The organism is Streptomyces sp. NPDC043680, from assembly GCF_056436685.1.
Window position 1 is genome coordinate 35,190 of record NZ_JBWKCE010000014.1, and the last position, 25,148, is coordinate 60,337.

The following is a 25,148-nucleotide window of genomic DNA, read 5'->3' on the forward strand; positions in this document are numbered from 1 at the left end:
CGGCAGCCCGGGCGCGGGCGGCAGCGGCAGCTTCCCCACGGGAACGTGCGGCACCTCCGGAATCTGGCCAACCGGACCCGTCTTCGGCAGCCCGGGCGCGGGCGGCAGCGGCAGCTTCCCCACGGGAACGTGCGGCACCTCCGGAATCTGGCCAACCGGACCCGTCTTCGGCAGCCCGGGCTTCGGCAGACCAGGCAGGTCCGGCACCGGCTTCGGCGCCGGCGTCTTGTGCCTGCCGCTGCCGTCGCCTTTCATGCTGCCGCCCTTTCCGTGGCCGTTGTGATCAGCTGGTGCCACGGAGACGGAGGCACTGTGCTGCTGGGGTTCAGCGGCGAACGCGGTGGACGGAAGCAGAACGCCCCCTCCCGCGATGACAGCGGAGACGGAAAGAAGCACGAATCGGCGCGACTGAGGCATACGGTGCATGGCAGTTCCCTTGCTCGTCGAGGTTGCATCCATGACTCCAGTACGCCCCAGCCAGCCATTTCACGTCACGACACGTCATCCCGTGGCTTGACATACGGGGCGACCCGCGCGCCCTCGGCCTCCCTGACTCCGCGGCGCGGTTGCACTTCGATACGGAACGGCACGAGATCGGCGGCGGGCCGCGGCGCCGCCTGCTCATGGTCGACGACGATCCTGCCTTTGAGCTCAGCTCCTACTGTGGAACGTGCCCGTTCCTGTTCCGCCGGTTGGAGACCGCGACGCAGAAGTTGTCGCTGGAGAGCGTGCAGGAACGGCTCACCGGCGCACTGGACGATCCGGACGACGGCGGCGTGATCGATGCGTTCGGTGCCTTGCTGCCGGAGGGCGAGCACCTTCCACTGCTCCTGGGCGGGGAACCCCGGCTGGCCGTCCCCGACGGCTGCCTGCCCTGCGCGCCCGACCCCGCTCCGCCCGAGTAACCGGCAACTGACTCGGCGCCGCGGACCACGCCCAGGGGCCAACTGAAGCGCTCCGTCACACCGGCCTGGTGTGACGGAGCGCCGTAGTTGGCCAGTACGGCCAACTACGGCGCTCCACCACGAGACGTCAGTGCTCCCGCGTGTCCACGCCCGTCGCTGCGCATGCCGGGAGGGCGAGAAGGTACGTGGAGGGAGCCCTTGCTCACGAGTTCCGGGAGCGCTGGCCTGTTCGCCGTGGCCCCGGCTGCATGAGGTCGGCAGTGATGCGGTCGCTTCGCGAGTGCGAGGCGACCGCTTCTCGGGCACGGAAGGCGGTGCCGTCGGTTGCCTCAGCGGCTGGTGGGGGCGTTCCAGTCGACCAGTTGGACGATGACGCCATTGGGGTCTCGGACCTGGAAGGCGCGCTCGCCCCACTCCTCGTCGGTCAGCGGCATGGTGATAGCGACGCCTTCGGAGCGAAGGCGCGCCAGCTCGCCTTCGAGGTCCTCGACGACGAAGGCGAGGATCAGACCTGCGGCGTGCTCGTCGCGCTGGTCTGCCGGGAGGCTTTCCAACCCCCGCCGCAAAAAGATGACGTTCATGCCGACGTCGTCGCGCGTCAGGGACGCGAAGCCGTCGGCCGCCATTTCTTCGCGGAACCCGAAGTGCTCGATGAGGAAGGCGCTGGATGCGGGGACGTCGTCGACGTTGAGTGACACGGCACTAGAGGTGATCTTCAAGAAAACTCCTCCGAGAGATCGACGAGCCTATTCTCTGTACGCAGTACAATGTACATCGTACAGAGTACGGATGCGAGAGGATGACCCCGTGCCAACGGAACGGACCAGCTCGGGCGACCCGGCCCTCACCCTGCAATTGCTGTGGCGCGACTCCTCCTCCGACCGTCGCCGAGGGCCGCGCCGGGGGCTGAGCCTCGACGCGGTGGTCGAGGCCGCCACCGCCGTCGCCGACGCCGAAGGCCTGGACGCGGTGACCATGCGCCGGGTGGCCAAGGAACTCGGCGTGGTGCCCATGACGCTGTACACCTACGTCCCCGGCAAGGCCGAGCTCCTCGACCTCATGCTCGACGCCGCCTACGCCCGCATGCCCCGCACCGACACCACCGGACAGCCCTGGCGCCAACGCGTCACCGCCATCGCCGAGGAAAACAAAGCCCTCTTCGAACGCCACCCATGGGCCGCGGCCGTCTCCACCATCAGGCCTCCGCTGGGGCCGGGGCAGATGTCGAAGTACGAGCACGAACTGTCCGGGCTCGACGGCCTCGGCCTCAGCGACGTCGAGATGGATGACTGCCTGACCCACCTGCTCACCTTCGTGCAGGCATGCGCCCGTGCAGCCGCCGACGCCCGCGCCGCACAGCACGACAGCGCCCTGAACGACCAACAATGGTGGGAGCTGAACGCCCCGCTCCTCGCCCGGGTCCTCGACGAGAACGCCTACCCCACTGCCGTCCGCGTCGGCGCAGCCGCAGGCGCCGCACACAACAGTGCCCACGACCCCGCCCACGCCTACTCCTTCGGCCTGCAACGCGTCCTCGACGCCTTCGCCGCCCTGATCGACCGAAGCGGAGACGCGAAGGCGTCGACTTCATCCCGCCGGCACGACGCCACTGCCCCTGAGCCGGCCCCGTGAGCCGCAGCACCTGCCGCCAGTGCTCCGGCCGGGGAACTCGGTGCGGAGGTCTGGCTCTTCTCCGAGCACAGGAGGGGTGCAAACAGCCTCATCAGTCCAGCTGGAGGGTGTATCGAAAGCGCCGCCATGCGGCGGAGCCGTGTGCGCTGAGGCTGGGCGCAACTCGGTGGCGTCTGGAGTGGATGTGAGGAAGGCTCGTGTGCATGGTTTCGGTGGTGCAGAACGTGGCGATTGACTGTGCGGATGCCTACGAACTGGCCCGGTTCTGGAGCAGAGTGACTGGCCGTCCACTGCATCCGGAGGACAAACCGGGTGATCGGGAGACTCAGGTGCTGCTGGCGGAGGGCCCAGTGCTGTACTTCAACCAGGTGCCCGAGTCCAAGAAGATCAAGAATCGGATCCATCTGTGCTTGCGCCCTGAGACATCGCGCGAGCAGGAGGTGGAACGGCTGCTCGACCTCGGTGCCACCCTGGTCGCCGATCACCGGAATCCCGATGGCTCTGGCTGGGCAGTCCTTGCCGACCCCGAAGGCAACGAGTTCTGCGTTCTTCGCAGCGAGTCCGACCGAGCTGCGAGGGGTTCCTGACGCCCAGGCGCTGTCCTGGCCGGTTTGGTGTGCCCGCTGGTCCCAGCCACTCGTCTATGGCCGCTACGAGGACGGTCGCCTCGTAGCGGACTGCCAGCTTGTCGTACCTTGTGGGGCCACAGCGCGGTGCCCTTGAGGCGATTAATGCCGCATTCGACCTTCGTGGCGGCCCTTGTAAATCCCGTTCAAACTTCGACGGACGGCCGCCGCGGGAACCAAGTTTCTGACGGTTGCGGGCTCGATCGGCACTTGTTCGGGAGGGTGCAGCGGATTCCCCGGCGGCGTAGGTAGGCGCGGCTCTTGCGAGAGGCGTACGCCTTGTCGGCCCGCACGCGGTCGGGGCGGACGCGTGGTCGGCCCGGCCCGGTGCGGGGCACGCGGACCTTCTCCAGTACGGGTTCGACCTGCGGCGGGTCGCCGCGCTGTCCTGGCGTGACCGTGATGGACATGGGCTTTCGGCCTTGCTCAATGGCCAGGTGCAGCTTGGTGGTGAACCCTCCGTATGCTGCAGCGCCCAGATGCGGGCGGCATCCATGAAGACCGGTCGGTGACCGAGGATGACCCACCCTGAGGGAGGGGCCACTCATCGACGCCCGCGACCGGCAGGAAGGTCTCACCGCCACCCCGACGAGCAGCTGTCATCGCCACCGCCGAACCTGCTCCGCGATATCGCCGCCATCATCGCCCTCCCCACCTGGGCGGCGAGCTCACCTGGTCCGGCGAGGGGAAGGAACCCACGACCAGCTGGGCATCCGACTCATCACCATGGCCGGGCACCACGACGCCTGAGCCCGTCGAAGCTGGTCGGCGGCAGCGTGGCGGTGGCGTAGGGTGGGGTTCACCGACGCGGGGTGGAGCAGCTCGGTAGCTCGCTGGGCTCATAACCCAGAGGTCGCAGGTTCAAATCCTGTCCCCGCTACTGAACGTCGAAGGGCCCGGATCCCCCAGGATCCGGGCCCTTCTTCTGTAGCGCAGCGCAGGCGGGCGTCGCGGCACTCTTCGCTTACTCACAACGCCGGTGGCACAGCGGGTCGGCACGCCACTGGGGGTCAGGATGTCGCGGTGGGCGGCAGCCGCGCGGGGCGAGCCGGGTGTGGCTGTCCGGCGACTGCTGCGGTACCTCAATTGTTCCTCAGAAGGAGCGATCTCCCCTTCCCGGCCCGTGGATCTTGCGCGTAGCGTCTGGCCCAGCAAGAGCGGCCGCGGGGGAAAGCGGGCCATCTTCAGCCCTTTCCGGCAGCCGACCACTGCCACCGAATAGAGGCCCTCTTGCCGACTGTACAGACATATGGGGAGTTCTGTTGTTTGCACGAGGGCAGTTCCTTTCAAAGGCTCGTATCGGCGCTGTAGTCGCAGCGGCCGCTCTGGCCGTCACGGTGGGCCCGGCCGCTCACGCTGCCACGCCGACCGACGCGCAGATCAGCGCCGCACTCAAGCGGCACGGTGACGGCACGTGGACCCAGGCGGACGTCGCTCTGATCCGCTCGATCCCGTCGCTCGCCGCCGTGGTCGAGGACGTCACCCGCCCGGCTGAGGTCACCACCGCCTCCGCCGTCCTCACCGCCGGCGGCCAGGCGGTTTCGGCCATCGACGGTTCGGCGCTGACGACCAAGCAGCTCGCCGACGTCATGCCGCCCGCCGACGCCGTACCCAGCAATCCCGCCGAGGTGGTCACGACCGCCGCGGAGGGAGACACCGCCGCCGCGACCACCTCGTCCCTCACGGGAATCACGGGCGGCTCGTGGAAGATGACCCACATCACGCACACGCACCGCAGCTACTCGGGCGCGATCATCTTCAAGTACCACACGTACGCCAAGTTCAACTACGGCGGCGGCAAGGTGCGCGCCTGGGGCGAGCGGTACGACGACTTCACCGACGAAGACCTGGTCGCCCAGGTCAAGGTCACGCCCAAGCGGCTCGTCGACACCAAGTCGGCGACCCCGGCATCCTCCGGTTCGTCGATGATGAAGCGCGAAGTGGACCTGTGCATCTTCAAGTACGGCTGCTACGCCACTCTGCACCCGTGGGCCCAGGTAAAGGTCTGGGGGAACGGAAAGACCGCAATCGGCGGTAGCGGCGTCTGATAGGCGGCGATTTCCCGCTGTCCGGCCCGCGGGAGAATTCAGAGGGGTTTTTCCGTCGTATCCCGGCGGGGAAACCCCTCTGCCCTTCACGAGCCGGCATCGCCTTCCGGTAGCCGGCTGCACCGCTCGGCGGCCGGCCCCCGCCTGCTCTCTCAGCCGGCGGCCGCGATCGGGCCCGCCCCGCCGTGTCCAGGTGCAGGCGTGTGAAGCGCAGTGGGTGGCGGTGAGGACGCCGATGATCGTTTCGGTGGTGTCGCGGTGGCGGAGTCAGCGGGTGTTCATGCCCTTGGCCACGATGCCCGCACCCTGGAGACGTCGATCCAGGACTCCGGCCATTCGCCTGACGACCGCGGCCCCCCGGGTGCCTCGTCCATCCGAGGAGCCCAACTCGACCGGAAGACGACATCGGCGTCGAGCCGTCGCGGGGGCTCTTCTGGCCCGGTCGAGGGCCGCGTCAACGACCTCAGGGCCCTCAGGCGCAGCATGTTGGTCGTGCCCACCTCCCCCTCCTGCGCAAGCGGATCCTGCTGGCCGCCGCCAGCCGCCGACCACAGACCGCAACGGTCGTTACAGCGAGCTGATCACCGTGATGAGCGACCGGTCACCGCCGCCGGATCCGTCAGTGATGGCGCCGGTCATCGACCTGAACCTTCAGATGCGGCCAGGCCGTGGCCAGGCGCGAAAGGTCGCCGGCCGTCGGCACGGTCAGCGAACCCAGCGACCCGTCCGGCCTGAAATGGACCAGCGTCCCGGTCGTGCCGTCGGCCTCGACGGGCTCAAGATCAGTGACGGGGACACCGTATTCGTAGCGCTGAGTCCAGGCCCCGTTGCGGCGGCGGTTGGTATGGGCGAGCCACTCGCTGAGCGCCGCAACCACGGACATGCCGCGCCGAGGATGGCCGTCAGGCAGCACCTCGACCTGCGGAAAATCGAAGAACCGGAGGTCCTTCGTGGCCATGACCGGCTTCTTCACGCTCCGGCCGTGCTCGTCCACGCGGGTGTCAGTGCCCCGTCCGTCATCCCGGACGGACAGGGAACCGTCGGAATGGAGAACGACGACGCAGCGTCCCCCGCCCTTGCTTGACGCTTCGTCGGCGGCATAGGCGAGTACCTCAAGGACGAGGTGCCAAGGTCCATCCGGGGCGAACTCCGCGGGGCTCTGTCGGATCTGTGCCAGATGATCCGCATCAACGACGCTGGACCAATCGTGCGTCGTGTTGACCCAGGAAGCCCTCGACATGTCCATCAGACAAGTATCCCGCCTGGTGTCGCATGTTCTCCGGCTGCACGGTCATGCTGCGAGATGCGCCTCCTCGCGGATCCGCCCCTCGCGTAGGGCCCCGCTCAGGTCCGCCCTGTCGCGGACGAGTTCGGGCCGCGGCGCGATGGTGGACCTCTTGGCTTGGCGCGCCCTCCGTTTCAGTGCCTGCGCCGCACGCTCGTGGAGTTCGCGCGCGTGCCGTACGAGGATCCGGTCCCCGCCGCAGACGGCCATGACGTGGTGGACGAGGTCCCAGGGGGCAGGGTCTTGCCCGAGGTGGTGCGTTTGAGTGCGGAGGCCGACCAGGCGTGCGCCATGCCGAAGCGGACGCTCGCGGTGGAGGGCGAGGGGGTGGTGGGGGCTGATGCCCCGCCGGTACGGCTGATTGGGGCTCTCTTTGTACCCGGGCGGCGACCTTTCGGCCGCCGCCCGGCTGCCACTGGCTCCAACTGGCCGCGATCGCCGAACGATTGGCGTCACCCGAGCAGCGATACACGTCCACTCAACCGACAACCATTCCAGTCCCGGAGCACCTTCGGAGCAGCCCGGAAAGTTGGCCCGACATCTGTCCATGCCGAACCGGGCCGGTGGGACAGCCCGACCCGGCCTGACCTGCGGCGCAGAGCCGGACCCGGGCATTGGCTCCGTATCTGTCCACCTAGGGGGCCTCAAGTTGCCCGTACGCAGGGCCGAAGATTGACCTCGAAAGGTGGGGGGGAACCGGGGAGGCCGGACCGACCCATGCGCCCTGACTGCTACTGGCTCCAACCATGGCTCGCACAGGGACATTGCAGGTCACGTTGGCGCGTGGACTGCCGCGAAAGCCGATGACGCCCTTTGGCGGTCATCGGCTTTCGTGTGTGTGGGCACCCGTGGTGCCGCGGAGTCGGCCGTGGCCGGTGGCTTCCCTCGTACGCGAACGGGGCGGCGTACGCCGACGGGGTGTCGGGGTGCGCCGCCCTCGGGGGTGTCACGGGGTTACTTGGGGTCGTCGTTGAACTTCGCGGTCGACCAGAAGTAGCCGAGGACCGCGAGGCCCAGGCACCAGATGAGGGCGAGCCATCCGTTGTTGCCGATTTCGGTGCCGAGGAGGAGTCCGCGCAGGGTTTCGATGGCAGGGGTGAAGGGCTGGTATTCGGCGATGGGCTGGAACCAGCCCGGCATCGAGTGGAGGGGGACGAAGGCGCTGGACAGGAGCGGCAGCAGGATCAGGGGCACCGCGTTGTTGCTGGCGGCCTCGGCGTTGGGGCTGATCAGGCCCATGCCGACCGCGATCCAGGTGAGCGCCGTGGCGAAGAGCACGAGCAGTCCGAGGGCCGCGAGCCATTCCAGGACGGTGGCATCGGTGGAGCGGAAGCCGATGGCCACGGCGACGGCGCCGACGAGGACCACGCTGATGACGGACTGCAGGACGCTGCCGATGACGTGCCCGATGATCACGGAGCCGCGGTGGATCGCCATCGTGCGGAAGCGGGCGATGATGCCCTCGGTCATGTCGTTGGAGACGGAGACCGCGGTGCCGATCGTGGTGCTGCCGATGGTCATCAGCAGGAGGCCCGGGACGATGTAGGCGATGTACTCGGAGCGGTCCGGAGTGCCGCCGCCGATGCCTGCGCTCATGGTGTCGCCGAAGATGTAGACGAAGAGCAGCAGCAGCATGATCGGCGTGAGCAGCAGGTTGAGGGTGAGGGACGGGTAGCGCCGGGCGTGCAGGAGGTTGCGGCGCAGCATCGTGGCGGAGTCGCGTACGGCGAGGGAGAGGGAGCTCATCGGGCGTTCTCCTTGGGCTGGTGAGGGAGGGCGGCGCCGCCGGTCAGGGCGAAGAAGACGTCGTCGAGGTCGGGGGTGTGCACGGTGAGTTCGTCGGCTTCTACGGCGGTGGAGTGCAGGCGGTCGAGGAGGGTGCGCAGGGCGCGCTGGGTGCCGTCGCTGGGGATCTGGAGGGCGAGGGATGCGTCGTCCCGGGAGGCCTCGTGGAGGGTGGAGGCGGCGCGCTGGTACGCGGACGGGTCGGTGAAGCGGAGCCGGACGTGTCCGCCGGGGACGAGCCGCTTCAGCTGCTCGGCGGTGCCCTGGGCGGCGATCTTGCCGTTGTTGAGCACGGCGATGTGGTCGGCGAGTTCGTCGGCCTCTTCCAGGTACTGGGTGGTGAGGAAGACGGTGACGCCGTCGGCGACGAGCTCGCGGATGATCTGCCACATGTTGTGGCGGCTGCGCGGGTCGAGGCCGGTGGTCGGCTCGTCGAGGAAGATGATCCGCGGGTTGCCGACCAGGGTCATGGCGATGTCGAGGCGGCGCTTCATACCGCCGGAGTAGGTGGAGGCGGGCTTCTTCGCGGCCTCGGTGAGGTCGAAGCGTCCCAGTAGTTCGGCGGTGGTCTGCCGGCCTTCGCGCTTGGAGAGGTGGTGCAGGGCCGCCATGAGGAGCATGTTCTCCTCGCCGGTGATCAGGCCGTCGACGGCGGAGAACTGGCCGGTGACGCCGATCGCGGCGCGCACCGACTGGGGGGCGGCGGCCAGGTCGTGGCCACCGATGTGGATGGCGCCGGTGCCCGGGTCGGGTGAGACGAGGGTGGAGAGGATCTTGACGGCGGTGGTCTTGCCGGCACCGTTCGGGCCGAGCAGGGAGAAGACGGTTCCTTCCGGGACGGCCAGGTCGACGCCGTCGAGGACCGTCTTGTCGCCGTAGGACTTGCGCAGCCCGTTCGCCGCGATGGCCAGGTTGGTCATGAGGGGTGCTCCTTCGACAGGCTGCGGACTACAGGCTGCGGGCGGTGATGTCGCCGTAGGCGGTGGTCGCGTGGATGCTCAGGCCGGCGGCGGCGCCGTCGGTGTTCTTGAGCGCGTTGTGGATCCGGCCGTAGGAGGTGCCGGCGTCCAGGGAGGCGGAGACTCCGCGGGCGGCGCCGACCGAGATGCCGCCGTACTCGGTGCGCAGCGTGACGGTGCCGTGCACGGCCTCGGTGATGTGGAGGTCGCCCTTCTGGGTGCTGATCTCCGCGGGGCCGCTCAGGCGGCCGATCGAGATGTCGCCGGAGGCGAGGGTGAGGCGGGCGCTCGCGGATTCGTCGAGCTTGACGGTGCCGAGCGCGCCTTCGAAGGCGACGTCGCCGAGCCGTCCGACGCCGCGGAGTTCGGCGCTGGCCGCCTTCGCCTCGATGCGGGAGCCGGCGGGCAGTTGGACCGTCACCTCGACGGATCCGGAAGGGCCGAGGATCCGGTTCTTCGCTGCCGGGGCCTCGATCCGCAGGACGCCGTCGCGGTAGGCGATCTCGATCTGCTCCGCCGCCTTCACGTCGCGGCTCTTGGAGGGGTCCGCGGGCAGGATCTCGACGGTGGTGTCGGCGCGGTCGGCGGCGATGAAGCTGATGCGGCCGGCGGGGATGTCGAGGACGGTCGAGATGGCGGCGGGGGTGTCGAACTTCTGCACGGTGCTCTCCTTCGTGTGCAGCGTGCGCCCTGTCGGCCCGCTGCTTTCTGATGTTGGAAAGCTACGTTGCATTCATGGATCAGGCAACACTGTCGTTGCGTATGGATGTCGTTTACGCAGGTCAGAGGCGTTAAATCATTGCAATGATTTGGCGTTCAATGCAACAACGCCTGCAGTTGCGTTGCAATGAACTGTGAGTGAACGCTATACTGGAGGCACCTCAGACCACGAAGGAGACCGCAATGCCGGGAGGCAGGCTCACCCAGCAGGAACGCCGGCAGATCGCGGTGGGCTTGGCCGACGGCCTCGCGTACGCAGAGATCGCCAGAGGCCTCGACCGTCCGACCTCGACGATCACGCGCGAGGTGATGCGCAACGGCGGCCCCACCGCCTACCGGGCCGACCTGGCCCACCGGGCCACCGAACAACGCTCCCACCGGCGCAGGCAGGCCGCGCCCCGAGGGCCGCAGGCGCCCGAGCAGGCCCACGGGCGGGACGCGGAGGCCGTGCGCCAGTACGAGGAGACGTTCACCACCATCCTCATGCAGACGGGCGCGCCCAAGATGATGTCCCGGGTCCTGGCCTGCCTGTGCACCAGCGACTCGGGCAGCCTCACCGCGTCCGAACTCGTCCAGCGGCTCCAGGTCAGCCCGGCGTCCATCTCCAAAGCGATCACGTTCCTGGAGGGCCAGGGCCTCGTCCGCCGGGAACGCGACGAACGCCGCCGCGAGCGCTACATCGTCGACGACGACGTCTGGTACCAGTCCATGATGGCCAGCGCCCGCGGCACCACCCAGGTCGCCGAAACCGCACGGCAGGGCGTCGCCGTCCTAGGCGCCCACACCCCGGCCGGCGCCCGCATGGAGAACATCGCCCGCTTCCTCGACTTCGTCACCGAGAGCATCACCCGCGCCGCGAACCAGGCCCGTGAAGTCCTCCACACGAAACCCGAAACGGTCTCGGACGGCGCTGCCACGCCGGGTTCGGAACCCTGAGGGGCGGCCGCGCCGACGGCGGGCTGCGCGGGAGGGGGCTGTCAGTGGCGGGTGCGACGCTGGGGCGTACCGCTGAACCACCGGGACGCTGAACCCGGTACCGAGCAAGGGGATGTCCCATGTCCACACCCGTCCAGTTCCCTTCCGGATGGTGCGCCTCTGATCTGGGCTCGTACCGGCCCTGCGAGTTCACCTACGAGGTGTATCCCCTGGAGAGCCTGCCCGTCGTGGACTCCGCCCGCCTCGACGGCGGTTTCGGATGGCTCGGCGGTCCGGACGCACCGGACGAGCAGTCCTCCGCGCACCGGGAGCACCTGGCGGCGATACAGGCGGAGCTGGCGTCCATCGGCTTGCACCTGCCCGAGGACTTCCGGACCTTCTACGGCAGCGAGCGCCTGTGCCGTGGGCTCGACGAGGTGTCGGTGACGGCCTGTTGGAGCGATGTGTCCGACCCGCTGCCGAGCCCCGCCGAGGACGGCGCCCGCCTCATACGGTTCCTGAGGGACCAGCAGGACTGTGTCATCTGGTACCTGTACCTGCGGCCCTCGGGGGAGACGTTCGTCGTCTGCTCCCACCTGGAGCTGGAAAGCGCCTACGCGGAGGTCGGGGAGGAGCACCTGGACGCGCTCCGTGCAGCGGCCGCGGCCTCGCTGGTGCGGTGCGCCGGCAGCTTCAAGGAGTTCGCCTACCGGTTCGTCGTGGAGAACGAGCTGTGGATGCACCTCAACGAGAGCAACCAGGACGGCATGCTCGCCCCTCATCTGCAGGAGTACCTCGACCACTACGCAGCTGCGGCCTGCTGATACGGCCGGGGCGCAGGGGGTGCCCTTCTTCGTGTTCGACCGCACGTACGGGGTCTCCGGGCCCAGCCGGTGGACGCCTTCTCCCGGGCGCCGGCGAAGGCGTGGGGGAGCCGGTCGCCGCTCCAGGTGGGGAGCGGCGCGGGCGGCGGGCACGTGTGCGGTCCGGACGGCTGCCCGGTCCCGCACTGAGCCGGCCCGTCCTTCGGGGGCCGGTGCTCAGCCGATCGCGTGCTGCGGCTCCCTCTCCTGCGCAGCCTCGGCGGCGGGTTCCACCTGGGCGGCGGCGGGGCGTCCTTCTTGAAGGCGCGGGCGAGGATGCCGCCCAGGACCAGCAGTCCGGCGCCGATCAGGCCGGCGAGCTGCAGGCCTTCCAGGATGTCGGCCTTGACGGCCTCGGCGTACGGGCCGGAGAAGGTGGAGCGGCGAGCAGGGCGACCGCCTGGAGGCCCAGGCGGTCCCGAGGGTGCTGCGGGACGCGGCAGACGGCGCCGATGCCCTGGCACAGGTGTACGACCGAGATCGCCCGTTGCCAGGAGCTTCGTCCGTTTGAGCAGGCCAGTCAGGCGCCGACGCCGTCCGCCGCCGCAGTCAGGACACGGTTTCCGCGGGGCGGGGGAAACCGTCCAGGCCCGCCGAGTCCCGGGTCAGGCCGGTGGGCGTCACCCAGTCGAAGGGCCGGTAGACCGCCGGTCCCAGGCCCATGCCCTCGGCGACCTGTTCGCGCAGCCGGTTGGTGGCGAACGCGCCGATGACGTTCATCTGGGCGTCTCGGTAGTGGCGCTCCACTTCGTGGCCCTGCGTCACACCAGCCGCCCCGTGGATCTGCACGGCGCGCGCGGTCACCTCGACGGCCATCTCTGTGGCGTAGATCTTGAGCATGCCGATCAGGTCCTTGGCCGACCGGCCCGAGGCGCGCTCGCACGCCGCCCGTCGGGCCAGCAACCGCGCTGCGTCGATCTGGGCGCGGGACTCGGCCAGCTGCGCGTGTACGCCTTCCATGTGCGCCAGCGGCCGGCCGAACGAGACCCGCTCCCGGGCGTGCCGCACCGAGGCGGCCAGCGCGGACTCAGCGGTGGCGATGGCTGCGATCGAAACCAGCAGCCACCCCCACGTCATGCCTTCGGCGAGCTCCGTGAAGGGCACGGGCACCACGTCGTCCTCGGAGACGTGGGCGTCGGTGAAGACGATGCCGCCCCAGGGCATACCCCGCAGGCCCATGTGCGGAATCTCGTACCGGCGGACGCCCGGCTGCCGCAGGTCCACGAAAGCCAAGCACCAGTCGGGGCCGTCGTCCCCGGCGGGCTTCTCCCGCCGGGCGAGCGTCACGGCCAGGGCCGCGTCCGGGGCGTTGGTGATGCGGGCCTTCTCACCACTGATGACGAAGCCACTGCCGGGCGGCCCGGCGGGGCGGACAGTGGTGCGGTAGGTACTGGCGTCGCTGCCTGCGGCCGACTCGACGATGGCGAAGGCGGCCAGCTCTTCCCCGGCCAGCAGGGGGTCGAGCAGCCGCCGATGTTTGCCGGGGTCGCCGTAGGTGGAGATCAGCTTGCCGCACAGCAGGGCGGAAACGGTCGCCGACCAGTAAGTGCTCGAACAGGCCCCGGCCAGGGCCTCCATGGCCTCGGCCAAGGCGGGGCCGTCAGCGCCGGTGCCGCCGAGCTCCGGCGGATGGAACAGCCGAAGGTAGCCGCTGTCGATGAGGTCCTTCCAGTTCTGCGGTGGTATGTCTCCCGTCGCATCGGTTTCGGTGGCCCGGGCGGCAATGCCCGGGAAGCTCGGCGCGGTGTCGATGCCGCGTTGTCCGCCATTCATGTCAGTGTGCAGTCCTTACGTTCAGCCGAGTCCGAGCAGGGATGCCGCGATCACCGGCCGCAGCACCTCGGTACCGCCCCCGGTGCCCGCGAAGAACAGCGCGTCACGGTGTGCCCGTTCGATCAGGTGGTCGCCGGTGGGGGCGAGCGGCCCGGACAGGGTCGCCGCACCACTGGTGACCGCTCGTGCGGCCTCCGCCACGAAGAGCCGGGCGGCGGCCGCGTCCTGTTGCGAGGGACGACCGCCGGCGTCGAACTGCCCGGCGGCCCGGTAGAGCAGCCCAGAAGCCAGTTCGCAGCGCGTGCCCAGGTCCGCCAGCATGAGTCGGGCGGACTGGTCGTGGGCCAGGGGCCGGCCGAAGAGACGGCGCTCGCGGGCGCCGTCGACTGCGTCCCGGGTCAGCGCGCGTATGACGCCGAGCCAGGATGCGCTGGTGAACACCCAGTCGAGCGCCGCCAGCAGCGGCTCCACCTCGCTTGCGGCGCCGCCGACGCTGCCCAGCACCGCTTCGTCCGGAAGCTGAATGCCGTCCAGCGCCAGCCGCCCCCACGGGCAGGTACTCATGGCCGCCGGGCCGGCCTCGTTGATCAGCAGCCCGGGTGTGGCGCGGTCCACCACGAACGCAGTGCGGCCGCCGTCGTCGTGCGCGGCGATGACCAGGAAGTGGTGGGCCACGGGACCGCACGCCACCAGGTCCAGTTCGCCAGTGAGTTCCCAGCCGCCTGCCGTGGCCGCGGCGGGCTTGGCCATGATGGCGGGAGCGAGGGCAGCGCCCTGCGTCTGGCGCAGCGACACCGCTCCGATCCAGTCGCCCGAGGCCATACGGGGCAAGTAGCGCTCGCGCTGCCGGGGGGTGCCGAATGCCCGGATGGGCACGGTGCCCAGTACCGCGTGCACGCTGACCGCGAGGGCGAGGCCCGGGTCGCGGGCGCCCTCGCCCAGACCTTCCAGCAGGGCACACGTCTGCATGGCGGACAGGCCGCCACCGCCCAGGGCGCGCGGAACCAGCGGCCCGGCGAGGTCCAGCCCGGTCCGGGCATCGGCCAGCCCGGCGAAGAGCCCGGGGTCCCACCGGCGGTCGCGGTCGCGGTCCATGACTGTCGGTCGCGCCACTCGGTCGGCGAGCTCCCGAGCCCGCTCAGCGAGCATCGGCTCGGCACCGCCGGCGTCGACGGGGGAATGCGGAAACGCCATCGGATTCCCTTTCTCTTCCCTTTGAACGGAGTCTGGTACGAGACCGCGGGCACACATCGGTCTGCGGACATCTCGTTGGCATCGCAGCGATCGAAGGACTTTCGGAACTTCGAATCAATTACTCCACTCCTTTTATCGAAATGGACCCGAACAGCGTAGCCGGCGATCCCCTGCACATCTAAGGGCGCCTGCGGATATTTGGCATCCGATCAGCGGGGCATGTGCATACCTCACCTGCCCCGACCTTCCATCACAGTCCTTGACACAGTTCTGACATGGGGGCCGTTGTACCTGCACGGCGAGTCGGCCAACATATTCGGCAGCGCCCCACATCGCCTTGCTCTTGGCGTTGTCCGCTCACCTGCACCAGGCGACGAGAATTAAGCGCAGAACCGGCCGGGTAAACACGGAAACCGGTTCTGAAAAAGGAGGGAACGCAATGGCGATAGCAGAGCACGAGGGAAGTCTTCCGAAAGGACTTCCCCACCTGTCCGACGCGACCCTGCGAGACTCCGCGCACATGGCGGGCGTCGAGTTCGGCCCCAAGGACGCCGCGGTCATCGCGGACCTGCTGGTGAAGACCGGCATCGACCTGGTCGAGGTGGGCATGATCTCCGGCCCGAACTCGAAGGACGCCGACCTGGTCCTCGCCGCCCACGAAGCCGTCGGTCCCGAACGCAGCATGACGCTCGTGGTGGTGCAGGACCGACAGCAGGTCACGAAGGCTTTGGATGAGGCGGAGCGCCTGGGCGTGCGCCACATCATGTACTCCATTCCCACTTCCGAGCAGCACGCCAAGCTGAAGCTCGGCTCTCCCAGCCCCAAGTACCTTCAGGTGTTGGCCCGTTCGGCGATCTCGCAGGCCAAGGAGCGCGGCTTCCACGTCACCTTCAGCGGCGAGGACGGCGCCCGTACACCCAAGGGACGGCTCGTCCCCTACGTCACGGCGGGCTTCGAAGCCGGGGCCGACCGGTTCCGCCTCGCGGAGACCGTCGCGTACCTGTCGCCCTGGCAGATGGAGGAAGTGATCGCCGACCTCACCGCGATCGACGGCTCAGAGATCGAAATCCATTCGCACAACATGCTGGGCATGGCCGTCGCCAACTCCCTTGCGGCAATCCGCGCCGGCGCCCAGTGGATCTCGGCGACCGTCGGCGGCATCGGTGAGCGCGGCGGCAACGCCCCGCTGGCCGAGCTGCTCACCTCCCTGCGCGTCCTCCACGGTGACACCCGCTTCGACCTGACCCACCTCACCGAGCTGTCACGGGTCGCACTCAGGGGCGCCGGCCTCGGCAACGCCTTTCAGTCGGGGCCGACAACGCCACATGCCTTCGCGTACGAGCTGCCGGGTCAGCTCAACAACCCGGAGGCGTACGAGACGCTGCCGGCCGAGCTCGTCGGCAACACCCGTGAGCTCTGTGTGCGCACGCGCCTCACTCCCCCGCTCGTCACCTGGGCGCTCGCCGAGTCGGGCGTCGTCGTGGACGTCGACGCTTTCACCCCGTGGCTCATCGAGCGGCAGGAGCGGGACGGCCGCCCGCTGCTCGACCGGGACGCGATACGCAAGGCCGCCATCGACTTCCAGGCTGTCTGAACCTGCTCCCGACAGGGTCGGGACCCAGATCAGCCCCTCCTTTCACACCCAGACCACGTACAACATACGGAGTTGCCCGATGTCCACCGCCACCTTCACCGGCGTCTGCCCCGAGTGCGAAACCGACCTGACCGTGCCGCCGATCGTCCAGGGCGAGACCATCGCCTGCCCCGAGTGCATGCTCACGCTCCGCGTCGAGGACATCCAGGACGGTCAGCTGCGCCTGCAGATGGTCGAAGTACAGCTCCGCGACTGGGGCCAGTGAGATGGGCAACCGCATTGCCATCGTCGCCGACCGGGTCGGCTGGGAGGAACGCCAGCTCATCCGGGCGGCACCGGAATGGGGCCTGCACATCGACTGGATCAATGACGAGTCCCTGTGCCTCGGGGACCCCAAGGCCCCCTCGATCGAGGGCTACGACGCCCTGCTCGTCCGCAGCCGCAGCTACACCCGCGGTGGCCTGCTCGCCACCCTGGCCGAGTCGACCGGAGTGACCGCCCTCAACTCCGCAGCGGCCATCCACGCCTGCGAGAACAAGCTGGTGCTGCGCGCCGTACTGTCCGCCGCCGGCGTGCCGGTGCCGGACTACCGGCTCGTCCTCTCCCGCAGCGACTTCGACAAGGCGCTCGCCGAACTGGGCCTGCCCGTGGTGCTCAAGCCGGTCTACGGCGGCATGGGCAAGCGCGTCACCCTGGTCCGCGACTCCGACCTGGCGCACTCCGTCTACGACTACGTCGAGGACCTCGGCCACGCCTTCGAGCAGGCCTGCCTGGTGGAGCCGTACCTCGGCGGTGGCTCGATCCGCTGCCTGGTCGTCGGCCGACAGATCGTCGCGGCCGCGGAGTTCGAGAGCGCAGGCGTCGACTGGCGCAGCAATGCGGCGCTTGGCAACCAGAGCCGGGCCCTCGCCCACGACCCCGAGGTGCAGAAGATCGTGGACGGCGTCGTGGACCAGCTCGGCGCCGGCATATACGGGGTCGATCTCTTCAAGACCCCTTCGGGCTACCTCGTCAACGAGGTCAACCACGCCCCCGCCTGGCGGGGAGTGGCTTCGACGACGGAAGTGGACATCCCGTCAGCCGTCGCCCGTCACCTGCAGGAGATACTCGCATGATCAGAGTGGGAATCGTCGGCGCCTCCGGCTTCACCGGCGGTGAACTGATCAGGCTGGTGAACCAGCATCCCGAATTCAAGCTGACTTTCCTCGGCGGCAACTCAAGCGCCGGCAAGCGCCCCGCCCAGCTGCACCCCGGGCTCCGCCTCGACCTGGGCCTGACCATCGAGCCCGTCACGGCCGAGGCGATCGCCGAGCGGTGCGACGTGGTGTTCCTCGCCACGCCCGCCCCGGTCTCGGCCGAGCTCGCCGCGCTCCTCGCCGACCGAGTCGAATGCGTGATCGACCTGAGCGGGGCCTTCCGGATCCGCACCCCCGAACTGCACGAACGCTGGTACCCGAAGGCCAGGCGGGGCACCGGACTGGCAGACCGCTTCGTCTACGGAGTGCCGGAGCTGGTCGGGGACCAACTGGCCGGCGCCCCGCTGATCTCAGTCCCCGGTTGCTACGCCACCGCGATCACGCTCGGGCTCGCCCCTCTGACCCTCGGCCTCGGCCTGGACCTGAAGACGGTGGTCATCGACGGCAAGAGCGGCTCCAGCGGCGGCGGCGTACAGCTGCGCGTGCCGGACCTGCATCCGCTGCGCAACGGCGCCATCGCACCTTACGCGCCCACCGGGCACCGGCACGCCGCCGAGGTCGGCGACTTCCTGGAGCGCAGCAAGCCCGGCAGCGTCGGCTCGCTGACCATGTCGGCGTACGGGGTGTCGCACGTGCGCGGGCTGCTCGCCAGCGCCTACGTGTTCACCGACGACGAGGTCGACGGCCGGGAGCTGCAGCGTGCCTACCTGCGCTTCTACAAGGAGCACCGCTTCGTGCGGGTGCGGCGGAACACCGAGACGCTGATCCCGGTACCCGATCCGCAGGCCGTCCTGGGGTCCAACTATTGCGACGTGACCGTCCTGCACGACGAGGAGGGCGGCCGCATCGTCGTCCTCGCCGCCCTCGACAACCTCGTCAAGGGAGCCGCGGGCCAGGCCGTGCAGGCCGCCAACAAGCGATTCACGCTGCCCGAGGAGACGGGCCTGACGATGCAGCCGGTGATGCCCGCATGAGTGACACCCGTAAGAACCTGCAGAAGCAGCAGCATCCGGCCCCGACGGTGGTGAAACTCGGCGGCAGCTGCCTCGACGACCTCGACGGCGCCTGGTGGGACGATCTCGCCGAGTACGGCAGGGACCGCCCCCTGATCCTGGTGCACGGCTGGTCCAAACCCCTGAAACAGCTCAGCCCGCGCTACAGCGAGCCGTCCGCGATCCTGCGCGACCGGTACGGCAATCAGAGCCGCTGGACCACGCCCGAGGTCATCGAGGACATCAAGACCGTCAGCGCTGCGCTGAGCGATCAGGTCTTCGAGCTGCTCGAACCGCGCGGCATCACCGCGGAGCGGCTGCTCGGCAGCGACGGCCTGATCAGCGCCGGCGAGGGCGAGCGCTGGTGGTGGCAGGGCAAGCAGCTGGTCGAGTTGGCCAACCTGGTCGGGCCGATCTCCGGTGTGGACCCGGCACCGCTGAAGAACCTGCAGGCAGGCCACGCCTACCTCGTCACGCCGCTGGCCCGCAACGCAGCGGGCCAGGAGGTGAACACCGATGCCGACCGGGCCGCCGCCGCCATCGCCGGCGCCGTCGGCGCCGCAGACCTGGTCCTCGTCACCGATGTCGCGCACCTGCTGATCGACGGCGAGCCGGTGCGCCGCATCACCGCGGAGGCGGCAACCAGGTTCCGGGACAAGGGTGCCACCGGCGGCATGCGCAAGAAGCTGCGGGCCGCGGGCGAGGCCCTGGAGCGGGGTGCGGAGCGCGTCGTGATCGGCAGCGCGCACGTCACGGATCTGCTCGCGGCCCGCACCGGCACCGTCATCACGCGAACGTGAGGAGCAAGAACGTGGCGCAACCCCGTGTACTCGTCGTCAACAACGGAACGCTGTCCCTCAAGCAGCTGCAGCAGAGTTTTGAGCAATTGGGCTCGGAAACCGAAGTGGTCGACGCGGCGTCCGTGCCGGCCCGGCTCGACGGCCGCCACCAGGCGATTGTCCTGAGCGGCACCAAGGTGAGGGCCTACGACCGCGACTACTACAAGCCGCTCATCGACCTCGTCATGGGCGCCGACGTCCCGGTCTTCGGGATCTGCGGCGGCATGCAGATCCTCGCGGTCGCAGCCGGCGGCCGGCTCGCCGAGGGACCGCAGCGGGTCGGCGGCTACGAGGTGCAGGTGGACAAGGAGGAGCAGCTCTTCACGTACGTGAAGCCGACGGTGACGGTCTTCCACCGCCACACCCTCTACCTCCAGGAGGCCCCGGAAGGCTTCCGCTCCATCGGCCGCTCCGAGCTCGCGCCCGTGGAATTCATGCGTTCCGACGACGGCCGGATCCTCGGCTCGCAGGCGCACCTCGAATTCCGCAGCGACGGCCTGGAGATCCTCCGGGGCTTCACGCAGCTCTACCAGTGACGTTCGCCGCGTGAACCCAGCGCACGCAGTCATATGAACACATCTACGTACGCAAGGACTTGGCAATGAGTGATCTGGAAAACCCACAGGAACCCGCGTTCACCGTCCACCTGAACGGCAGTGGCGGCACGGTCAGGGGCTGGGTCGTCGTCGACTCCCTGTACGACGGACTGGCCATGGGCGGCACACGGATGACCACCGGGGTCACCGAGGCGGAGGTGGCCGGGCTCGCCCGTGACATGACGCACAAGTTCACCCTCGCCGGCCTGCCCATCGGCGGTGCCAAGGCCGGCATCGTCTCCGACGGCAGCAACCGCGAGGAGACGTTCCGGACCTTCGGGCGGACCGTCAAGCCGCTGCTGCACGGCGGCATCCACCTCGGCATCGACATGGGCGTCACCCCGGCAGACCGCGCCGTCTTCTTCGCCGAGGCCGGCTACGACCCGCGGTACAGGCTTGGCGCTCCCGACATGCCCATCGACTGGCGCACGTACTACGAGCCGCTGATCGACTGCACCGGACACGGCGTCGGGGTGGCGGCCGTCACCGCCCTGGAGGCAAGCGGCCGGACCGAGCCGGCCCGGGTCGTCGTCCAGGGCTTCGGTGCGGTGGGCCGGGCGGTCGCCCGGTTCCTGGAGGACCGCGGGCACGTGATCGTCGGCATCGCCGACATCGAGGGCACCATCAGCGCGGACCGCCTGCCGGTGGCCGACCTTGTCGCCATCACCGACGAGTTCGGACGGATCGATCGCTCCCGGCTGCCGCAGCACGTCACCGTGTCCGGTGAGCCGGACGCCTGGCTCGACGTTGACGCCGACCTGCTGATCCTCGCGGCGCAGAAGTACGCGCTGAGCGCCGAGAACGCGCACCGGCTCCGTGCCGGCCTCGTGGTCGAAGGCGGCAACCTCAGCTCCAGCGCCGAGGCGAAGGACAAGGTGCGGGCCTCGGGCGCCGTCCTGGTCCCGGGAGTGATCGCCAACATTGGTGGGGCCGCCTCTGCCGCCCTGGCCGTCACCCGCGTCGTCCCCTTCGGCCTGGAGGCCGAGGCCCGCAAGGCCTGGGTGTTCGACTGGGTCGGCGACCGGGTGCGCCGCAACACCCGCGACCTTCTCCAGATCGCCGCCGCCGGCGCGGGCGACCCGCTGCCGGAGCTGCTCGCCACCCGCCGCGAGGAACGCCGATGACCTCGACAACCTCCGCCATCCTGGCCGCGGGGTCGCCCGCCGACCGCATGGCCGAGTACCGCCGGCGCGGCTGGTGGCGGGACGAGACCTTCCTCGACGACCTGCGCCGTCAAGCGCGCGAACGGCCCCGCAAACTGGCCGTCGCCGGGCGCCGTCTCGACGATGCCCGCACCGACACCCTCGACTACGCCGAGCTGGCCCGGCTGACCGACCGGTTCGCGGGGGCCCTGCTCGAACTGGGCGTGCAGCGCGGCGACGTCGTCGCCGTACAGCTGCCCAACCGGTGGGAGATGGTGCCGCTGATGTTCGCCTGCATGGCCGTCGGCGCGATCATCTGTCCGATCGCCCCCGTCTGCCAAGAGGACGAGCTGCGCCACCGCCTCGCACTCACCGAAGCGAGGGTGTGCATCACCGTGCCGGACTGGGACGGCTACCCGCTCGCCGACACCGTCCGCGCGCTGCAGTCCGAGCTGCCTCTGGAGCACGTGGTGGTGGTCGGCGGGCACGCCCCCGAGGGCGCGACCGACTTCCACGACCACTTCGTCGCCGCGCACTGGGAGAAGCAGCGGTCGAGCGATCTGGAGGGCCGCCAGCTCAGGCCCGACGAGCCGTTCGTGGTGCTGTTCACCTCCGGCACCACCGGCTACTCCAAGGGCGTGGTGCACAGCCAGAACACCGTCCACTCGGGCGTGCGGGGCTACGTCGACACCTTCCTGCTCCGCGACGACCTCGTGATCGCGGTCACCACCCCGCTGGTGCACTACTCCGGATTCGGCCAAGGCGTCCTCGCCGGGGTGATGCTCGGCGGGACGATCGCCTTCCAGGACGGCCAGGACCACGCCGGCATGCTGGATCTGGTCGAGCGGTACGGCGCCACCCTGCTCTACGGGCCGCCGCCCACCCTCTCCGGTGTCGCCCGGGCCCAGCAGGTCGATCCGCACGACGTCTCCAGCCTGCGCCACACGGTCACCGGCGCGGCACCGGTGCTCCAGCAGTTGGTGGACGAGCTGCGCAACACCTTGGGAGCCCGCACGTACTCGGTGTGGGGCATGTCCGAGTTCGGTCCGGTCACCATCAGCCGGCTGGACTACAACCAGGACTGGGCGGCGCACAGCCACGGGCGGCCGATCGACTCCATGGAGATCCGCATCGACCTGTGCCACGACCCCAGCAAGCGGGCCCCGGTGGGCCGGCTGCGGGCACGCGGCGCGTCACAAGCGCTCGGCTACTACAAGCAGCAGGACGCCTTCGACGCCGAGCTCACCGCAGACGGCTGGTTCGACACCGGTGACGTGGCGCGCGAGGACGGGCGCGGGGGCATCCGCATCCTGGGCCGCTCCAGGGACACCATCCTGCGCGACGGCATCGTCGTCCCCATGGCGGAGCTGGAGGCGATCATCTCTCGGCACCCCAAGGTGGCCGAGGCAACCCTCGTCGGCCCCAACGGGACGGTCGACGACCCGATCCTCGCCGTCGCCGTCCCCCGCGGGAAGAACCACCCCACGCTGGCCGAGATCCGCGAACACCTGCGAGGTGCCGGCCAGGACCCCCGGTTCTTCCCGGAGCGCCTTGAGGTCGTCGAGGCCCTGCCCAAGACCCTCACCGGAAAGATCCGAAAGGTCGAGCTGCGGGAGCTGTACGCCGGCGGGTGACCCCCGCCCTCCGGCAGCGATGCCCCGGGGGTGACCTCTCCCCCGCCACCCCCGGTACCCCGCTTCGGGGGGTGACCCGCCCCCGTGTCACCCCCCGAAGCCCCGCTCCCCCACTCCGCGACCGCCGAAGCCCGATCAGTTGGAGGCAAACTCATGCCCGCACCCGCGCCGGTGACCATGTCGGCGACCCTCGCCGCCGACGAGGAGCTGGACCGCCGCCGCCGTGCCGGGGAGCAGGTCCTCTCGCTGGCCAGCGGCGAGATCGGCCTCCCGGTCCTCCCGTCGCTGCGGGAGCGGCTCGCCGGGGCTGCGGACCGCAACGCCTACGGCCCCGTCGCGGGAAGTCCTGCGTTGCGCACCGCGGCCGCCGGCTACTGGGGCCGCAGGAGCCTTCCCACTGATCCCGGGCTGGTGGTCTGCGGTCCGGGGAGCAAGCCGCTGCTCTTCGCCCTGATGCTGGCCGTCGGCGGTGACGTGGTCGTGCCGGTGCCGAGCTGGGTCAGCTACGCGGCGCAGGCCGAACTGGCCGGGGCGCGGCCGATTCCCGTTCCGACCCTGCCGGGCGAGGGCGGGGTGCCCGACCCGGCGGCGCTGCGTGAGGCGGTGGCCCTCGCCCGCTCCGCCGGGCGCAACCCGCGGTGCGTGGTGGTGACTCTGCCCGACAACCCGACCGGCACCATCGCCGGGCCGGGAACCGTCCGGCGCCTGGCTCACGCGGCGCGGGAGCTCGACCTGGTCGTCATCTCCGACGAGATCTACTGCGACCTCGTCTTCGACCCGGCCCACCGTGCGGTCTCCCCCGCCTCCTTCGCGCCCGAGCGGACCGTGGTCACCACAGGGCTGACCAAGAGCCTGGCTCTCGGCGGCTGGCGGATGGGGGTCGCCCGGCTCCCCGACAGCCCGCTCGGGCGTGAGGTGCACACCCGGCTGATCGGCGTCGCCAGCCAGATCTGGTCGAGCACCGCGGCCCCCGTGCAGGCCGCCGCGGCGTACGCCTTCGCGGAGCCGCCCGAGGTCCTCGCGCACGTCGCCTCCTGCCGGCGGCTGCACGAGAAGGTGGTCTGCGCAGTGTCTCATCGGTTCGCCGCCGTCGGCGCCGAACTGGCGCCCGTGCGGGCAACCTCCTACCTCTACCCTGACTTCGAGCCGCTCCGGGACGAACTCGGCCGCGTGCACGGGGTACACGGCGGCGGGGGCCTCGCGGCCCTCTTCGCGGAGCGGTACGGGGTCGGGCTGCTGCCGGGCACCGCCTTCGGGGAGCCCGAGCGCGCCTTGCGGATCCGGGCCGCAACCAGCCGGCTCTACGGTGAGACCGACGCCCAGCGCACCGCCGCCCTGACCGCCGCGGACCCGCTGCGACTGCCCTGGATCAGAGCGTCCTTGGACCGCATCGCGGAGGTCTTGACCGACCTCACCGAACCGTTCGCCGCTCGGAACACGCTGAGCGGGCGACCGTAACCACTCATCACCGCCGCGCGCAGGGGCCCGCCCCGGCACGCGGGTCAGCCCACAACCCAGGAGGTCTCTGACCACCATGTCCATCATCCTCTTCGAATGCGAGTACCAGGGCCTGCGGTACGCGGGCCTCGGCAAGGCGGTCGCCGGCGAGACCAAGACCCTGTACCGGGTGACCGACGGGCAGCTCCGAGCCGCCTTCCTCGCGGGCGGCGGCCCGGAGGCAGTGATCGCCGCCGTCACCGAGGGGGCCGAGACGATCACTGTGACAGCCGGCGACCCGGAGGTGCACCTCCTCCCGCCGCTGCTGCCCACGACCGCCGGGGACGCCCTCCTGACCGGTTTCATGGGGACACACCGGTCCAAGTACGCCGACGCCCCGGACCCCGCAGCGGAGTTCAGGCCGCCGAATTGGCTGATCAAGGGCTTCGGCTCCTGGGTGCGCATGCCGGACGAGCCGCTGGCCGCCGCCGTGTCGACCGTCGCTCTGCTGGAGGAGCCGGAGGTCGCCCTGGTTTACGTCAACGACGAGGCAGGCACTCCGCGCTACGTCGGCTACACGTTCGCCAATGACCTGAACGACATCGGCTACCACCTGAAGAACCCGTGGGGATGGACCCCCTACTCCAAGCTCTGCGAAACGTCCATGACGCCGTGGCTGTTCCTCGGCGAACCGCCTCGTACGGTGACCGGCCAGATCACCATCGAACGCGAGGGGGCGGCGGCCTGGAAGGGGGACTTCTCGTGCGGCGCGGACGCCCTGTACCACCGGGTCGAGGACATGGTCGGCCACTTGTTCTCGTATCCGGTGATGCGTCGGCCGGGACTGGTCAGCTACGTACTGCTCGGGGCCGACAAGGCCAGCTATCACGACGGGTTCCGGATCGCCGACGGCGACCGGGTGACCATCGACGTGGCCAGCCACGGTGTCGTGCTGTCCAACGTCATCGAGTACGTCCGCCCGGTCGAGGCCGCCTGACGGTCGGGGCGGCCGG

At 69.8% G+C, this 25,148-nt stretch carries 24 protein-coding genes, 1 tRNA gene and 1 pseudogene; 17 read left to right on the forward strand and 9 right to left on the reverse strand.

The window, feature by feature from the left end; genetic code table 11:
* Positions 1 to 255 (reverse strand): annotated as a pseudogene (locus AC0666_RS24695) (hypothetical protein); the annotation flags it as partial.
* 368 nt (positions 256 to 623) lie between these two features.
* Between AC0666_RS24695 and AC0666_RS24700 the strand changes: the two are divergent.
* On the forward strand, positions 624 to 905 hold the full coding sequence (locus AC0666_RS24700; protein WP_478708307.1) for a hypothetical protein: 282 nt from the start codon (positions 624 to 626) through the stop codon (positions 903 to 905).
* Positions 906 to 1,234: 329 nt separating this feature from the next.
* Here AC0666_RS24700 and AC0666_RS24705 read toward each other — a convergent pair whose 3' ends face one another.
* Entirely contained in the window at positions 1,235 to 1,624 is a 390-nt protein-coding gene (locus AC0666_RS24705; protein ID WP_468971737.1) for a VOC family protein, read from the reverse strand.
* 88 nt (positions 1,625 to 1,712) lie between these two features.
* On the opposite strand from AC0666_RS24705, the gene AC0666_RS24710 reads away from it, so the two are divergent.
* Positions 1,713 to 2,537: a TetR/AcrR family transcriptional regulator gene (locus AC0666_RS24710; protein ID WP_478708308.1), complete on the forward strand. Its 825-nt coding sequence runs from the start codon at positions 1,713 to 1,715 to the stop codon at positions 2,535 to 2,537.
* A 203-nt stretch (positions 2,538 to 2,740) separates the two neighbouring features.
* Complete coding sequence (locus tag AC0666_RS24715) at positions 2,741 to 3,124, forward strand: VOC family protein (RefSeq protein WP_468971741.1); 384 nt, start codon at positions 2,741 to 2,743, stop codon at positions 3,122 to 3,124.
* 185 nt (positions 3,125 to 3,309) lie between these two features.
* On the opposite strand, the gene AC0666_RS24720 is transcribed toward AC0666_RS24715, so the two are convergent.
* Positions 3,310 to 3,711: a transposase gene (locus tag AC0666_RS24720; protein WP_478708309.1), complete on the reverse strand. Its 402-nt coding sequence runs from the start codon at positions 3,709 to 3,711 to the stop codon at positions 3,310 to 3,312.
* Between the two features lie 258 nt (positions 3,712 to 3,969).
* Between AC0666_RS24720 and AC0666_RS24725 the strand changes: the two genes are divergently transcribed.
* Positions 3,970 to 4,043, forward strand: a tRNA-Met gene (locus AC0666_RS24725).
* Positions 4,044 to 4,500: 457 nt separating this feature from the next.
* Complete coding sequence (locus tag AC0666_RS24730) at positions 4,501 to 5,211, forward strand: hypothetical protein (protein ID WP_468971745.1); 711 nt, start codon at positions 4,501 to 4,503, stop codon at positions 5,209 to 5,211.
* Between the two features lie 619 nt (positions 5,212 to 5,830).
* Here the strand turns inward: AC0666_RS24730 and AC0666_RS24735 are convergent.
* The 4 genes from AC0666_RS24735 to AC0666_RS24750 all read right to left on the reverse strand — a co-directional run bounded on the left by AC0666_RS24735 (position 5,831) and on the right by AC0666_RS24750 (position 9,901).
* Positions 5,831 to 6,457, reverse strand: a complete 627-nt coding sequence (locus AC0666_RS24735; protein WP_478708310.1) for an ATP-binding protein — start codon at positions 6,455 to 6,457, stop codon at positions 5,831 to 5,833.
* A gap of 993 nt (positions 6,458 to 7,450) precedes the next feature.
* Complete coding sequence (locus AC0666_RS24740) at positions 7,451 to 8,242, reverse strand: ABC transporter permease (RefSeq protein WP_468971749.1); 792 nt, start codon at positions 8,240 to 8,242, stop codon at positions 7,451 to 7,453.
* Positions 8,239 to 9,201: an ATP-binding cassette domain-containing protein gene (locus AC0666_RS24745; RefSeq protein ID WP_478708311.1), complete on the reverse strand. Its 963-nt coding sequence runs from the start codon at positions 9,199 to 9,201 to the stop codon at positions 8,239 to 8,241. The genes AC0666_RS24740 and AC0666_RS24745 overlap by 4 nt, the downstream gene beginning before the upstream one ends.
* A gap of 28 nt (positions 9,202 to 9,229) precedes the next feature.
* Positions 9,230 to 9,901 carry a DUF4097 family beta strand repeat-containing protein gene (locus AC0666_RS24750; protein WP_469156795.1) on the reverse strand — a complete coding sequence of 224 codons (672 nt, stop codon included), beginning with the start codon at positions 9,899 to 9,901 and terminating at the stop codon, positions 9,230 to 9,232.
* Between the two features lie 242 nt (positions 9,902 to 10,143).
* On the opposite strand from AC0666_RS24750, the gene AC0666_RS24755 reads away from it, so the two are divergent.
* Complete coding sequence (locus tag AC0666_RS24755; protein ID WP_468971755.1) at positions 10,144 to 10,896, forward strand: GbsR/MarR family transcriptional regulator; 753 nt, start codon at positions 10,144 to 10,146, stop codon at positions 10,894 to 10,896.
* 119 nt (positions 10,897 to 11,015) lie between these two features.
* Complete coding sequence (locus AC0666_RS24760) at positions 11,016 to 11,699, forward strand: hypothetical protein (protein WP_468971757.1); 684 nt, start codon at positions 11,016 to 11,018, stop codon at positions 11,697 to 11,699.
* A 588-nt stretch (positions 11,700 to 12,287) separates the two neighbouring features.
* On the opposite strand, the gene AC0666_RS24765 is transcribed toward AC0666_RS24760, so the two are convergent.
* Both AC0666_RS24765 and AC0666_RS24770 read right to left on the reverse strand, forming a co-directional pair.
* On the reverse strand, positions 12,288 to 13,511 hold the full coding sequence (locus tag AC0666_RS24765) for an acyl-CoA dehydrogenase family protein (RefSeq protein ID WP_478708312.1): 1,224 nt from the start codon (positions 13,509 to 13,511) through the stop codon (positions 12,288 to 12,290).
* Between the two features lie 21 nt (positions 13,512 to 13,532).
* The gene (locus tag AC0666_RS24770; protein WP_478708313.1) at positions 13,533 to 14,705 is read right to left on the reverse strand and encodes an acyl-CoA dehydrogenase family protein; all 1,173 of its coding nucleotides are present in this window, start codon (positions 14,703 to 14,705) and stop codon (positions 13,533 to 13,535) included.
* 439 nt (positions 14,706 to 15,144) lie between these two features.
* Between AC0666_RS24770 and AC0666_RS24775 the strand changes: the two genes are divergently transcribed.
* The 10 genes from AC0666_RS24775 to AC0666_RS24820 all read left to right on the forward strand — a co-directional run bounded on the left by AC0666_RS24775 (position 15,145) and on the right by AC0666_RS24820 (position 25,132).
* Positions 15,145 to 16,299, forward strand: a complete 1,155-nt coding sequence (locus AC0666_RS24775; RefSeq protein WP_468971762.1) for an isopropylmalate synthase — start codon at positions 15,145 to 15,147, stop codon at positions 16,297 to 16,299.
* Positions 16,300 to 16,378: 79 nt separating this feature from the next.
* Positions 16,379 to 16,564 (forward strand): lysine biosynthesis protein LysW, encoded by a 186-nt coding sequence (locus AC0666_RS24780; RefSeq protein ID WP_361716073.1) that lies wholly within the window; start codon positions 16,379 to 16,381, stop codon positions 16,562 to 16,564.
* A 1-nt stretch (position 16,565) separates the two neighbouring features.
* The gene (locus AC0666_RS24785) at positions 16,566 to 17,414 is read left to right on the forward strand and encodes an ATP-grasp domain-containing protein (RefSeq protein ID WP_468971764.1); all 849 of its coding nucleotides are present in this window, start codon (positions 16,566 to 16,568) and stop codon (positions 17,412 to 17,414) included.
* Positions 17,411 to 18,469 (forward strand): N-acetyl-gamma-glutamyl-phosphate reductase, encoded by a 1,059-nt coding sequence (gene argC, locus AC0666_RS24790; protein ID WP_468971766.1) that lies wholly within the window; start codon positions 17,411 to 17,413, stop codon positions 18,467 to 18,469. The genes AC0666_RS24785 and argC overlap by 4 nt, the downstream gene beginning before the upstream one ends.
* Positions 18,466 to 19,287, forward strand: a complete 822-nt coding sequence (locus AC0666_RS24795; RefSeq protein ID WP_478708314.1) for an amino acid kinase family protein — start codon at positions 18,466 to 18,468, stop codon at positions 19,285 to 19,287. Before argC ends, AC0666_RS24795 begins: the two co-directional genes overlap by 4 nt.
* 11 nt (positions 19,288 to 19,298) lie before the next feature.
* Positions 19,299 to 19,862, forward strand: coding sequence for a type 1 glutamine amidotransferase (locus AC0666_RS24800; protein WP_361716085.1), 564 nt, complete (start codon positions 19,299 to 19,301; stop codon positions 19,860 to 19,862).
* A 65-nt stretch (positions 19,863 to 19,927) separates the two neighbouring features.
* Positions 19,928 to 21,046, forward strand: coding sequence for a Glu/Leu/Phe/Val dehydrogenase dimerization domain-containing protein (locus AC0666_RS24805; RefSeq protein WP_468971770.1), 1,119 nt, complete (start codon positions 19,928 to 19,930; stop codon positions 21,044 to 21,046).
* Positions 21,043 to 22,698, forward strand: a complete 1,656-nt coding sequence (locus tag AC0666_RS24810; RefSeq protein WP_478708315.1) for an AMP-binding protein — start codon at positions 21,043 to 21,045, stop codon at positions 22,696 to 22,698. The genes AC0666_RS24805 and AC0666_RS24810 overlap by 4 nt, the downstream gene beginning before the upstream one ends.
* 153 nt (positions 22,699 to 22,851) lie before the next feature.
* Positions 22,852 to 24,156 (forward strand): pyridoxal phosphate-dependent aminotransferase, encoded by a 1,305-nt coding sequence (locus AC0666_RS24815; RefSeq protein WP_468971774.1) that lies wholly within the window; start codon positions 22,852 to 22,854, stop codon positions 24,154 to 24,156.
* Between the two features lie 76 nt (positions 24,157 to 24,232).
* Complete coding sequence (locus AC0666_RS24820; RefSeq protein WP_478708316.1) at positions 24,233 to 25,132, forward strand: fumarylacetoacetate (FAA) hydrolase; 900 nt, start codon at positions 24,233 to 24,235, stop codon at positions 25,130 to 25,132.
* Positions 25,133 to 25,148 lie beyond the last annotated feature (16 nt).